The 12,393-nt window shown below is 72.9% G+C and carries 9 protein-coding genes; 3 read left to right on the forward strand and 6 right to left on the reverse strand.

Annotated features, from left to right (window positions below; translation table 11 throughout):
* Positions 1–92: 92 nt before the first annotated feature.
* From ACFW6A_RS37625 to ACFW6A_RS37650, 6 genes are all read right to left on the reverse strand, one after another.
* Entirely contained in the window at positions 93–1,316 is a 1,224-nt protein-coding gene (locus ACFW6A_RS37625; protein ID WP_351854108.1) for a C39 family peptidase, read from the reverse strand.
* Between the two features lie 595 nt (positions 1,317–1,911).
* Positions 1,912–2,937, reverse strand: a complete 1,026-nt coding sequence (locus ACFW6A_RS37630) for an oligopeptide/dipeptide ABC transporter ATP-binding protein (RefSeq protein WP_351854105.1) — start codon at positions 2,935–2,937, stop codon at positions 1,912–1,914.
* Positions 2,921–3,925, reverse strand: a complete 1,005-nt coding sequence (locus tag ACFW6A_RS37635; RefSeq protein ID WP_386483453.1) for an ABC transporter ATP-binding protein — start codon at positions 3,923–3,925, stop codon at positions 2,921–2,923. Before ACFW6A_RS37635 ends, ACFW6A_RS37630 begins: the two co-directional genes overlap by 17 nt.
* 6 nt (positions 3,926–3,931) lie before the next feature.
* Positions 3,932–4,873 (reverse strand): ABC transporter permease, encoded by a 942-nt coding sequence (locus ACFW6A_RS37640; RefSeq protein WP_351854099.1) that lies wholly within the window; start codon positions 4,871–4,873, stop codon positions 3,932–3,934.
* The gene (locus ACFW6A_RS37645) at positions 4,866–5,792 is read right to left on the reverse strand and encodes an ABC transporter permease (protein ID WP_351854097.1); all 927 of its coding nucleotides are present in this window, start codon (positions 5,790–5,792) and stop codon (positions 4,866–4,868) included. Before ACFW6A_RS37645 ends, ACFW6A_RS37640 begins: the two co-directional genes overlap by 8 nt.
* 67 nt (positions 5,793–5,859) lie before the next feature.
* A complete protein-coding gene (locus tag ACFW6A_RS37650) occupies positions 5,860–7,476 on the reverse strand; it encodes an ABC transporter substrate-binding protein (RefSeq protein ID WP_386646350.1) in 1,617 nt (538 codons plus the stop codon).
* Between the two features lie 520 nt (positions 7,477–7,996).
* Here ACFW6A_RS37650 and ACFW6A_RS37655 point away from each other — a divergent pair.
* The 3 genes from ACFW6A_RS37655 to ACFW6A_RS37665 all read left to right on the forward strand — a co-directional run bounded on the left by ACFW6A_RS37655 (position 7,997) and on the right by ACFW6A_RS37665 (position 12,017).
* Positions 7,997–9,583, forward strand: a complete 1,587-nt coding sequence (locus ACFW6A_RS37655) for a glycoside hydrolase family 10 protein (RefSeq protein WP_386646353.1) — start codon at positions 7,997–7,999, stop codon at positions 9,581–9,583.
* Positions 9,584–9,721: 138 nt separating this feature from the next.
* Positions 9,722–11,257, forward strand: a complete 1,536-nt coding sequence (locus ACFW6A_RS37660) for a PucR family transcriptional regulator (RefSeq protein WP_386484509.1) — start codon at positions 9,722–9,724, stop codon at positions 11,255–11,257.
* Positions 11,258–11,507: 250 nt separating this feature from the next.
* A complete protein-coding gene (locus ACFW6A_RS37665) occupies positions 11,508–12,017 on the forward strand; it encodes a peptidoglycan-binding protein (RefSeq protein WP_386646356.1) in 510 nt (169 codons plus the stop codon).
* Positions 12,018–12,393: the final 376 nt, after the last annotated feature.

Genomic DNA, 12,393 nt, shown 5'->3' on the forward strand with positions numbered 1-12,393 from the left:
GATCAACGAAAGGTCCCGCTCCTCCACGAGGGCATCGACGTTTCGTCGTGCGGTCGGGGCGGCGGGGCCGTGCGGCCGCCTCGCCGCCGGGGCTACCAGTTGGGATCGAGGCCGGGCACGTGCGGGGGGAGGGGAAGGCCTGCGGGGTGAAGGAGGTAGACCACTCCCCCGCCGCCGGACGCTGCCAGCCACACGCGCTCGAACTCGCCGCGCGGGTAGGTCCGCCGTACCTCCTCGTCGGTGGCCGACAGCGGGTCGTTGACGACGACGTCGCCGTCGGGGGTGAAACCGCAGACGATCTTGATGCTTCCGGCGGGTGAGTAACCGGCGCCCGCGAGTTCGCCGATGCGGAAGCTCTGGGCCGTGGCGATCGGGATGCCCGCCCGGATGAAGCGTTCGAGCTCGCTCAGCGAGCGCAGCCGCGTGACCATCCCGTCGAGCCCGTAGCGGGCCGGGTAGGCGGCGTTGAACGCCCAGTTGCCGCAGCCCTTGTAGGCGTAGTCGTAGACCGCGCGGGCGGTGAAGTCGACCTGCGGGGCGGTGTCGGCGGGGTCGATCCATGTCATCTCGCCGACGTCCGGACCGTGGCCGAAGTACTCGACGAGCATCGCGGTGCACGCGGGCGCCGACCAGGCCTCCCCGCCCCCGTCCCACTGCGGGCTGTGGCCGGTGTGCACCTCCTGGGAGCGGCGCGGGACGTCGAGGACCGTGCCCCAGGCCCCGCCGGGGCCGCTCACCGCCGGGCGGTGGCCGGGAGGGGTGGACGACGCGGCGAGGTGCAGGGCGCGCACGGCCGGGCCGTGCGGGACGCCCGGGGTGCGCGCGAGCCGGACTTCCAGTTCGTACGCCGCGGCGGGCCTGCCGGGGGCCGCGACGAACACGTCGACGTCCGCGGTCCCGAACGGGCCGGTCTGGCCGGGGACGGTGGTGCGGTGCACCACGTCGTCGTCCGAGGCCCAGTGCGCCATGACGTACCAGGGCGAGGTGTCACCCGTCGCGTCGCGGACGCGCAGCCGCACCATCAGCCGGGTGCCGGAGGGGGTGAGGGCCGTCCACGACGGGATGAGTTCCTCGGCGAAGAAGGGCAGGTCGCGCCAGCCGGTGGAGCAGGTCGCGTACTCCCATTCCAGACTGGCGTGGCCGTGGTGATCGACGTAGGTCTCGCGCGCCTCGACGCTCCGCAGGCGCAGGGCCCCGTCGGACCAGGCCGTGCCCCGGAAGACGGCATCGGTGAAGTGGCAGGCTTCCGACCAGCGGTGCAGCACCGCCCGCGGCTCGCAGGAGTCGCCGCTTCGCCCTCGGTTCTCGCCTGTCACGGTCTTCCTGCCGCTCTCTCGTAGCTCCGGTAAGGCCCAGCCGGACGCCGATGCCTGGACGGGGCCCACATGGTAGCGGCCCGGGGTTCCCGCTCAGGAGCCCCGGGCCGGTTCGGCCGGGTCCCGCGTTCGGTGCGCGACGCGGGGCATCGTGACGTTGGACCGGAGGACCACGTCGTCCGTCCTGACGCACGGGACGCGGTGGCCGTACCGCGCCCGGTGGTGGCCGGGCGCGCCGCGGACCGCGGTGTGGCCGGCGTGTTCGAAGGTCCTGGAGCGGGTGGTGGCCGCCGTCGACGGTCCGGCCGACGCCGTGGGACTCCCGGGGCCGCAGCGTGTGCCGCAGGGGCACGAGGGGCTGGACGGTCGTCCCGGCGGCTCTGCGGGCACGACACCGCGAGGAGCACGGTCTCGGGTACGCGGCGGCGCTCGCCTGCGGTGCGGAAGGACTCGGACCCGGTCGGCGCTCCCGCCCGGGCGCGGCCGTCGTCGAGCGTCCGGGCCTGGGCGGACGCCGTGGCGAGGACCCCGGCCGGCGCGGCGGCCAGGGCCGTTCCGGGGGCCGTCCTCCGTCTGCGCGTCGTCCGTCTCGTCGTCACGCGCGGGTTCTTCGTCCGGTGGTCTCCACCGGGAAGTGACAGGCGGTCGGGTGGTCGGCCCCGTCCCGTACCCGCAGTGCCGGTTCCGTCAGGCACTGCTCGCGGGCAGAGGGGCAGCGCGTCCGGAAGCGGCACCCGGACGGCGGCGCGGCCGGGGACGGCAGGTCGCCTTCGAGGAGGAGCGCGTCGTCGGGAGCGCGCCGCCTCGGGTCCGGTACGGGCGCCGCGGCGAAGAGGGCGCGGGTGTAGGGGTGGCGGGGGCTCGTGCAGATCTGCTCGCGCGTCCCGGTCTCCACGATCTTCCCGAGGTACATGACCGCGATCCGGTCGCAGAGGTGCTGGACGACCGCGAGGTCGTGCGAGATGAAGACGCACGCGAGGCTCAGGTCGCGGCGGAGGTCGTCGAGCAGGTTGAGGATCTGCGCCTGGACGGAGACGTCGAGGGCGGACACCGGCTCGTCGCACAGGAGGAGCCGTGGTCCCAGTGCCAGGGCCCGTGCGATGCCGAGGCGCTGGCGCTGTCCGCCGGAGAACTGGTGCGGGTAGCGGTCGCGGTGGGCGGGGTCGAGGCCGACGGTCTCCAGGAGTTCGGCGACGCGGCCGGCGCGGTCGGCCCGGGGGACGGTTCCGGGGTGGATGACGAAGGGTTCCCCGACGATCTGTCCGGCCGTCATCCTCGGGTCGAGCGAGGTGTAAGGGTCCTGCAGGACCATCTGCACGCGGCGGCGCAGCGCGCGCAGGTCGGGGCCGGAGAGGGCGAAGGGGTCCTGCCCGTCGATCGTCACCGTCCCCGAGGTGGGGCGGTCCAGCGCCATGAGCAGGGAGGCGAGCGTCGATTTGCCGCACCCCGATTCGCCCACGATGCCGAGGGTCTCGGCGCGCCGGACGGTCAGGTCGACGCCGTCGACCGCTCTGACCGCCCCGGTGCGGCGTGTGAGCAGTGCTCCTTCGGTGACCGGGAAGTGGCGGGTGAGCGCGGTGGCTTGGAGGAGCGGCGGAGCGGTTTCAGCCGACGGGGGCATGGTGGACCTCCTCGGCGAGGTGGCAGGCGCTGCGGTGTGCCGTGGACGTCAGCGTCCGGAGGGAGGGCTCGTCGGTGCCGCAGCGCGGTTGGGCCAGCGGGCACCGGGGGTGGAAGGCGCACCCGGTGGGGACCGAGGAGGGCGGGGGCGGGGCGCCGGTGATGGGGACGAGCGGCTTGCCGAGGCGGTCCAGGCGGGGTACGGAGTCGAGGAGGCCCCGGGTGTAGGGGTGGCCGGGCCGGGCGTAGAGGTCCTCCGCGTTCGCGGACTCCACCGTGCGGCCGGCGTACATGACGGTGATGCGGTCGGCCGCCTCGGCGACGACGCCGAGGTCGTGGGTGATCAGCAGCAGGCCCATGCGGGTCTCGGCCTGGAGCTGTCGGAGCAGGCGCATGATCTGGGCCTGGACGGTGACGTCGAGGGCGGTGGTGGGCTCGTCCGCGATGACGACCTCCGGGTCGAGGGCGAGCGCCATCGCGATCATGACGCGCTGGCGCATGCCTCCGGAGAACTGGTGAGGGTAGTCGTGGACCCTGCGCGCGGCGGCCGGGATGCGGACGCGGTCCATGAGCGCGACGGCGCGTGCGAGGGCGGCCTTGCGCCCCAGGCCCTGGTGCACCCTGTACATCTCGGCGAGCTGGTCGCCCACCGACAGCACGGGGTTGAGGGCGGTGAGCGCGTCCTGGAAGATCATGGAGAGGCGGGTGCCGCGGACCTCGCGGTGGCGCTCCGGGGGCATCGCGAGCAGGTCGTCGCCGCGCAGCCGGACGGCTCCGCGGGTGATGTGCGCCGGCGGGGTGTCGAGCAGTCCCATCACGGCCTGCGCCGCGACGGACTTGCCCGAGCCGGACTCGCCGAGGAGGGCGAGGGTCTCGCCTTCGCGCAGGGTGTAGGAGAGTCCGTTCACCGCGCGGATCGTGCCGCGTCGGGTGCGGAACTCGACGCAGAGGTCCTCGACCTCCAGGAGGGGGCGTACGGCGTGGGACATGGGCGCTCATTTCAGGCGGGGGTCGAAGGCGTCGCGGGCGGCATCGCCGAGGAGGATGAAGCTCAGGACGGTCGCCGACAGGAAGAGTGCGGGGAAGACCAGGAGGTGGGGGTGGTCGAGGACGAAGGCCTGGGCCGCGTTCAGCTGGAGTCCCCAGGAGACCTCGGGGTACTGGAGGCCCACCCCCAGGAAGTCGAGCGTCGCTTCGCCCGAGATGACCGCTCCGACGTTCAGCATGGCGACGACGACGACCGGAGTGATCGCGTTGGGGAGGATGTGGCGCACCATGAGTCGGGCGGGGCGGGCTCCGAGCATGCGGGCGGCCCGTACGTAGTCGGCGTCGGCCAGGGCGATGACCTGGGAGCGCATGATGCGCGTCATGGTCGTCCAGCCCAGCACCGTCAGGACGAGGATCATGGCCCCGAGGCCGTGGTCGGGGAAGGCGACGAGGATGACGGTGGCGCCGAGCACGAAGGGGAGGCCGAAGAAGACGTCGGTCACCCGGGAGACGAGGGCGTCGAACCAGCCTCCGTAGAAGCCGCACAGCAGTCCGAGCACGACGGCGATCAGGAGGGAGGCGGCCGTCACGGCGAGGCCGGCGATCAGGGAGGGGCGGGTGCCCCGGATGACCTGGGCGAGATAGTCGCAGCCCTGCAGGTCGAATCCGAAGGGGTGGCTCGCGGAGGGCCCTTGTTTCGAGTGGGCCAGGTCGCAGCGGTCTCCCCCTTCGGTCAGCAGCGAGGTGAGGAGTCCGGGCGCGAGGGCCATCACCGTCATCAGCAGGAGGGTGACGAGCGCGGCCCACACGGTGGGCCGCGCCCGCAGTTCGAGCCAGGCGTCCCTGCTGAGGGACGCGCGCTCCCGGGACGGCGGGCGGGACGGGTCGGGTGCCGGGGGACGCTCGGAGGTTCCCCCCGCGGCTTCCAGGGTCCTGGTGGTGTCAGTCATGGCGGATCCTCGGATCGAGCAGCCCGTAGAGCAGGTCCACGAGCAGGTTCGCGAGCAGGAAGACGAGGACGAGGGCCGTCGTGGTGCCGACGACAACGGGGCCTTCGCGGAGCTGGATGGACTGGAAGAGCTGCTGGCCGACTCCGGGCAGGTTGAAGATGTACTCGGTGACGATCGCGCCGGCCATGAGACCGCCGAGCTCCAGCCCGAGGAAGGTGACCACGGGGATCAGGGAGTTGCGCAGGGTGTGCCGGACGACGACGCGGCGGCGGCTCAGCCCCTTGGAGTGCGCGGTGCGCACGTAGTCGGCCCGCAGGTTCTCGATGAGGGAACTGCGCGTGAGCCGGGCGACGTAGGCGAGGCCGAAGGAGGCGAGGACCATGCCGGGCAGGAGGTAGGCCAGCGGCCATCCGCCTTCGGTTCCGGCCACCGGCAGCCAGCCGAGCTGGACGCCGAAGACGAGCTGGGCCAGGTAGCCGACGACGAAGACCGGCACGGAGATGACGAGGGTGGTGCCGAACAGGACGGCGCTGTCGTCCCACCTGCCCTTCCGGAGCCCGGCCCAGACGCCGAGGGCCATGCCGAGGACGACCTCCAGGACCCAGGCGGTCAGGCCGAGTTGCAGCGTGACGGTCCACCGGTCGGCGAGCAGCTCGGACACGTCGCGGCCGGTGAAGGTGGTGCCGAGGTCTCCGGTCAGCAGGCCGGTGAGGTAGTGCGCGTACTGCGCCCACAGGGGGTCGTCGAGGTGGTAGCGGGCGTGCAGTTCGGCGAGGACCGCCGGCGGCACGGGTTTGTCACCGGCGAGCCCCTGGATGGGGTCGCCGGGCAGGACGAAGACGAGGGTGTAGATGAGGAAGGTGGTGCCGAGGAGTACGGGCAGGGCGTGCAGCAGGCGACGGGCGACGAATCTCCACACGACGGACGGCCCCCAGGGGTAGGTCTGTGCGGAGCACGGGGTGCTCCGCGGAGGGTCGGTTGCGGCGTCAGTCGCTGACGGTGACGCGGTCCAGGTGCAGGCCGGCGGCGTAGGGATCGATGATGACGTTGTCGATCCGGTCGCTCCACGCCGACTGGTCCTGCCAGTTCCAGAGCGGGATGTACGGCAGTTCCCGCAGGGCTATGTCCTCCGCCTTCTGGTACGAGGCGACGGCCTCCGCGCCCTGGGCGGCGTTGCCCTCGGCCACGAGGGCGTCGAACTCCTTGTTGCTCCAGCCCGAGCGGTTGCCCGGGTAGTAGAGCCCGTCGAGGTAGTTCTGGATGCTGGGGTAGTCGATCACCCAGTTCTGCCGGAAGGGTCCCTTGTTCTTCCCTCCGTTGAGCAGGGCGGAGAGGTCGGCGGGGGCCATCTTGCGGAACTTCACGTCCTGGATGCCGAGGTTGTCCTTGAGCTGGTTGGCGACGGAGGTCATCCACTGCTCGTAGGTGGGGTCCGCGTTGGAGAAGTGGAGTTCGAGCGGTCCCTCGAAGCCGCCGGCGGCCTCGAAGAGCTGCTTGGCGGCCGCGGGGTCGTACGCGCAGGTCCGGCCGCAGGCGTCCGGCCGGTGGCCGGGGATCATGTCGCCGACGAGCGAGGTGGCGGGCTTGTAGACGCCGTTGTAGATGGCCTGGGTGATGCCCTTGCGGTCGATGGCCATGGAGAGGGCCTTGCGGAGGCGGGGGTCGGCGAACCGGGGGTCCTTCACGGGCAGGCCGAGGTAGTCCATGGTTCCGCTGGGCCGGACGGAGAAGCGCTCGCCGAAGAGCCGCTTGGCCTGGGCGGAGTTGGCGGCGGGGACGGTCGTCAGGACGTCGACGTTGCCGGCCTGGAGTTCGGTGAAGGCGGTCTCGCGGCTGGTGTAGATCTTGAAGTCGACGCGGTCGGCCATGGGTTCGCGCGGGCCTCGGTAGCCGGTGAACTTCGCCAGCCGGATCTCCTGGTTGCGCTCCCAGGCGCCGTCGATCCGGTAGGGGCCGTTGCCGATCGGTGCGACGTCGGCGGCGTCCGGGTTCGTCGTGGCCGCCTTGGGAAGCGGGGCGAAGGCGGGGAACGACAACAGCATGGGGAACTGTCCGAAGGGTGCCTTCAGGGTGACCTGGAGGGTCGTCTCGTCGAGCACCTTCAGGCCGGACAGGGTCCGCGCGGACGGCTTGGCGCCCTCGTCGGAGGGGTTGAGGGCCTCGTATCCCTTGATCTGGGCGAAGTAGTAGTTCGCGTCCCAGGCGTTGGGTCCGTAGGCGGCGGCGTTCCAGGCGTCGGCGAAGCTGGCCGCCGTGACCTTCTCGCCGTTGTGGAAGGTGGTGCCGGAGCGGAACTTGATGGTCCACACGATGTTGTCGGTGGTGGACCAGGAGACGGCGGCCAGCGGCTTCACGCTGCCGTCCTCGGGGTCGAGCGCGGCGGGCGGGTCGAACAGCCCCTGCAGGACCTGGAGGGAGTAGCTGCTGGTGGTACGGCCGGGAAGGAGGTGGTCGGGCTCCGTGAGCGCCACCGAGTAGGCGCCACCGGGTCTGCCCGGCGTGTTCTTCGGCTTCGTCGGCTCGTCGGAACCGCAGGCGGTCGCGGAGGCGACGAGGGTGAGGACGGCTGCTGCCGCGAGGGCGGTGGAACGGCTGGGAGTCATGGTGCGGTGTACTCATTTCAGGAATGCGGTCCGGTGGAGAACCGTCGGGGTCGGCAGGCCGGACGGCTCTTGGGGTGCGGCTGGGGCGACACGGTAGGGATCGGGACGACGGGCGGACGACCGACGTAATGTCCACGCGCGGCGGGGGAGGGTGGACATCGAGTCGTTACCGCCGCGGGTACGGCGGGACGAGCATGGAACGCGGCGCCTCGGCCATCGCCCGCTCCTTCCCGACGGCCGTGTGCGCCCGGCACGGAGGACTTCTCGCACCCGCGCACGCGGGGAGCGGCGCCGCCTGTGCGCCGCCGGCGCGTCCGCCCTCACGCGTGCGAAACAGAAGATACATACAGCGACGCCAGGCATCCAGAGTTACGTGCGTTACGCGAAGGCCGGTCTTCGCCCCTCCCCCGGCCGCACGACCCCGCCCCACGGCCCACGACGCCCGCTCCGTGCACCGCGCCCGGCCCGTCGGGCGCTCCAGCGCCCCCGTCCCCCCGTCACCTCGCCCGCGAAGGCAGCCATGACCCCGATGCGCACCACCGGTTCACCGGCCTCGTCCCCCATCCCCCGCCGCACGCTCCTCGCCGCAGCCACGGCGGCCGGCTGCGCCGCCGCGCTGGCGCCGTCACCGGCCCGGGCCGCGGCACCCCCCGCCGACCCCGTCGGGCGGCAGATGCGCGGGGTGTGGATCGCGTCCGTCGTCAACATCGACTGGCCCAGCCGCACCGGCCTCGACGCCGCCGCCCAGCGGGCGGAGTTCATCCGGCTCGCGGACGAGGCCCTCGCCCGGGGCTTCAACTCCCTTTTCGTACAGGTCCGTCCCACCGCCGACGCGTTCTGGCCCTCTCCCCTCGAACCCTGGTCCCAGTGGCTCACCGGCACGCAGGGCCGGGATCCCGGCTACGACCCGCTCGGCTTCATGGTCGAGGCGGCGCACGAGCGGGGCCTCGCGTTCCACGCCTGGTTCAACCCCTACCGCGTCTCCATGCAGGCGGACCCGAACGCTCTGGTGCCCGGGCACCCGGCGCGGGTCCATCCGGAGTGGACCGTCTCCTACGGCGGCAAGCTCTACTACGACCCCGGGGTGCCGGCCGCCCGCCGCTTCTGCCAGGAGGCCATGCTCGACGCCGTGCGACGGTACGACATCGACGGCGTGCACTTCGACGACTACTTCTATCCGTATCCGGTGGCGGGCTCCGACTTCCCCGACGACGCCACGTTCCGGACGTACGGCGCGGGCCACGCGGACAAGGCGGCCTGGCGCCGCCACAACGTGGACCTCATGGTGCGGGAGATGCGGGACGCCGTACGGGCCGTGCGCCCGGACGCACTATTCGGAATCAGCCCGTTCGGCGTCTGGCGCAACGCCACGACGGACCCGCTCGGCTCGCACACCGCGGCCTTCCAGTCGTACGACGGCCTGCACGCGGACACCCGCGGATGGGTCGAGCGCGGCTGGCTCGACTACATCGCGCCCCAGGTGTACTGGCACATCGGGTTGCCCGTGGCCGACTACGCCGTCCTGGCCCCGTGGTGGGCCGACGTCGTCCGGGGCACGGGCACGGAGCTGTGGATCGGGCAGGCGGTCTACAAGTCGGGAGCGGCGGGGCAGCCCGCTCCGTGGCAGGACGGCAGGGAGCTGACCCGCCACCTCACGCTCAACGCGACGCTCCCGGAGGTGGGAGGGGACCTCTTCTTCAGCGCCAAGGACGTCCGCGCGGACCGCGTGGGGGACTTCGCCGCCATGCGGCTCGCCCACTGGCAGCAGCCCGTCCTCGGCCCCCTGCCGGCCCGGCTCGACGGGGGCCCGCTTCCGCGACGGCCCGCCGTCGAGGTACGGCGGGACATCGGGACCGGCGAGGTCACCCTGCGCATCACCGCCGGGACCCGCGGCGGGAAGGACGTCCCGTTCCGCTACGCGGTGCACCGGTTCCCCCGCGACCCCGGCGGGCGTCCGCAAGGCGGGAACTCCTCCCTCGTGGCCGTGATTCCCGGCGGGAAGCAAGCCGTGCACGTCGAACAGGACCCGTCCGGAGACTGCTGGTACGCGGTGGCCGCCATCGACCGCGTCCAGCGTCAGGGCAGGCTCTCGCACCCCGTGACCTGACCCGCGTGCACAGCGGCGGCCGCTGCCCGCGGACGGCGGTCGCCGTGTTCCTCCCCCGCCGGCTCGGGGCGTCACGGACGATCCGGGGTCCTGGACGAACGGTCGACAGGCGCTGCCCCGTGATGGACCATGCGTCCCATGCCTCTCACCGTTCGTGATCTGCTGGCCATCCCTTCGCTCCGTCTCACCCTCGTGGCGGGCAGCACGGGTCTCGGCCGAGTGGTCGAGGCGGCGCACGCGACCGAGAACACCCGACCCGCCGCCTGGCTGGAAGGCGCCGAAGTCGTCATGACCAACGGGCTGTTGCTCACGGGCGACGAGCCCGGCTACGCGGCGTACGTGCACGACCTCAGCACCGGCAAGGCCGCCGCCCTCATCGTGGGAGTGGGCCCGGGCCTGCCCCTGCGGAGCGTTCCGGAAGCACTGAGCAGACATGCCGAGGACGCCGGGTTGCCCCTGCTCACCGCTCCGCCGACCGTCTCCTTCGCCTCCATCACCAAGGCCGTCTTCGTGGCCAGGGCGTCCGAGGAGCGACGGCTGCTGGAGCGGACCCTGCGCACCCAGCGCCGGCTGTCCTCCGCGGCCGCGTCCGGCGACGGCCTGACGGGCCTGCTGTCCTCCTGGCACCAGGCGGTCGACTCCGGTGTCGCGGTGTGCGACGCGGCGGGCCGCCTCCTCGGCGCGGCGGGGACCGACGGGCCGGAGCTGCTGGCGAACGCCGCCGCCGTGCTGGAGACCGTCGCCCTGCACGGCTTGCGGGGAAGCGGCGGCGCGGACCTGCCGTGCGGAAGGCTCGTCGTCCAGCCGCTCGGCACGACCCGGCTGCGCGGCTTCCTGGTCCTGCTCGACGCGGACTCGCCGGAGGCCCGGCTGCTGATCAGCGTCCTCGTGTCCCTGCTCTCCGTCGAGTTGGAGCGACGCCACCTGGCCGACGAGCCGCAGCGCCGCCGCCGCGCGGCCCTTCTCGCCCGGCTCTTCCATCCCGATGTCACCGCCGACCAGGCGAAGGCCCTGCTCCGGACGGCCGACGTCTCCTCGGCGTCCGTCCGCGCCGTAGCCGTGCACGCGACCGGCGAACCGGTGGACCTCGCGGCCGACCTCGCCCTGGCGGTGCCCGGAGGACTCGCGCGCGTGACCGGGGAGACGGTCGAACTGGTCGTGCCGGAGGACGTGGACACCTCAGCGGTGCTCCGCCGCTTCGCCACCGGTCTTCCCGCGGGCATAGGGCCGGCCGTCGCCCCGCAGCACGCGGCGCTCTCGCTCCGGCAGGCGATCGCCCTGCTGTCCTCCAGCACCGAGCTGGGACGGCCCGTGAGCGCCTCCGAGGCGGGTTCGGTCAGGCTCCTGATCGGCCTGGGCAGCCCCGCGACCCTCGCGGCCTTCGCCGACACCGTCCTCGCCCCGCTCGACGCCGCCGACCCGGGCGGAGAACTCACCGAGACCCTGCGGGTGTGGCTGGAGACGAACGGCTCCTGGGCGGAGACCTCGTCCCTCCTGGGCCTGCACCGGCACACCGTGCAGAACCGCATCGAGAAGGTGGCGCGGCTGACGGGGCGGCAGCAGGACCGGGCGGAGGACCGGGTCGACCTGTGGCTGGCGCTGACGGCGCGGGCTGTGGGCAGCCCCCCGGCCCACCAGCGGAAGGACGGGAACGCGCTTCCCTCAAAGGGCTAAACGGTCCAGGCCGCCGACGGACGGATCGACATGACGTCGATGTCGGGACGGGCCCGTCCGTTCCTACCGTACGCCTGCGGGCCGGTCCTCACGGCAAAGGCTCGGGGAGGTCACCCCTCGCGCGCCCCGGCCCCGCAGGAGCCGACCGAGGCCGGCAGCCACAGGAACGGAGAGGACGCCCATGACCCCTGCTTCCGCCACGACCCGTGCGGCGCGCCCGTCTCCCGGGAACATCCGCACCCCGGTCACCATGGCCCTCGCGGCCCTGCCCGCCTGGCCGCCGCTTCAGAAGGGGGCTGCCGGGAACGACGTCGCCGGCCTGCAGTTCCTGCTGCGCCAGCACGGCGGTGCCGTCACGGCCCACGCCGAGTTCGACGTCCGGACGCGCAACGCGGTGATCGCCTTTCAGCAGGACCGGGGACTTTCCGCCGACGGGATCGTCGGCCCCGCGACCTGGAGCAGGCTGGTGATCAGCATCGCTCCCGGCTCCGCGCAGCCCGACGCCGTGCGGGCCCTCCGGTTCCGGCTCCGCGGACACGGACACCGGACCGTCGCGTCCGACGGCGTCTTCGGCCAGGCGACGACGACCGCCGTGGAGGACTACAAGGCGCAGCACCGGCTGACCGGAGGATCCACGGTGGGTGCCACCACATGGCAGCACCTGCTCGGTTCGGCGCCCGGGCCGGCTGATCGCCCACACGGGCGACACCGGCAACTCCACGGGCCCGCACCCGCACTTCGGCGTCTTCCGCCAGGGTGATTCCGTCTGCCCTCAGCGGATGCCGATCGCCCTGTACGACGGTCTCGTCCCACCGTCTCCGTGGACGCTGCCGGACTCGGGCTGCACGTACTGATCCGAACCTGCCGACCCGGACCTGCCGCCCCCTGACCGGCGCCTCCCGGCCCGCCCCGCACCCCGGGTCCGGCATCCCCTGATCCGTCCTGCCCGCGCGGCCTCCGCCCGGGTGGGACCGCACCGCACCGCCCCTCACGACAAGGAGCTCCAGCATGCGCATCCGGTCCACCCTGACGGCACTGGCACTCGTCCTCGGCGCCCTCTTCGCCCCCGGCTTCGGCGCCCTCACCGCCGCGGGCGAGGCCCACGCGGTCACCAAGATCAGCCACGCCACCGCGAC

It is taken from the genome of Streptomyces sp. NPDC058758, assembly GCF_042746075.1.
Taxonomy (GTDB): Bacteria; Actinomycetota; Actinomycetes; order Streptomycetales; family Streptomycetaceae; genus Streptomyces.

What these genes read in the sequence shown, in the direction of transcription:
- ACFW6A_RS37665 (WP_386646356.1), top strand. Translation starts at nt 11,508, where the DNA reads ATGGCCCTCGCGGCCCTGCCCGCCTGGCCGCCGCTTCAGAAGGGGGCT.
- ACFW6A_RS37655 (WP_386646353.1), top strand. Translation starts at nt 7,997, where the DNA reads ATGACCCCGATGCGCACCACCGGTTCACCGGCCTCGTCCCCCATCCCC.
- ACFW6A_RS37640 (WP_351854099.1), bottom strand. Translation starts at nt 4,873, where the DNA reads ATGACTGACACCACCAGGACCCTGGAAGCCGCGGGGGGAACCTCCGAG.
- ACFW6A_RS37635 (WP_386483453.1), bottom strand. Translation starts at nt 3,925, where the DNA reads ATGTCCCACGCCGTACGCCCCCTCCTGGAGGTCGAGGACCTCTGCGTC.
- ACFW6A_RS37660 (WP_386484509.1), top strand. Translation starts at nt 9,722, where the DNA reads ATGCCTCTCACCGTTCGTGATCTGCTGGCCATCCCTTCGCTCCGTCTC.
- ACFW6A_RS37650 (WP_386646350.1), bottom strand. Translation starts at nt 7,476, where the DNA reads ATGACTCCCAGCCGTTCCACCGCCCTCGCGGCAGCAGCCGTCCTCACC.
- ACFW6A_RS37630 (WP_351854105.1), bottom strand. Translation starts at nt 2,937, where the DNA reads ATGCCCCCGTCGGCTGAAACCGCTCCGCCGCTCCTCCAAGCCACCGCG.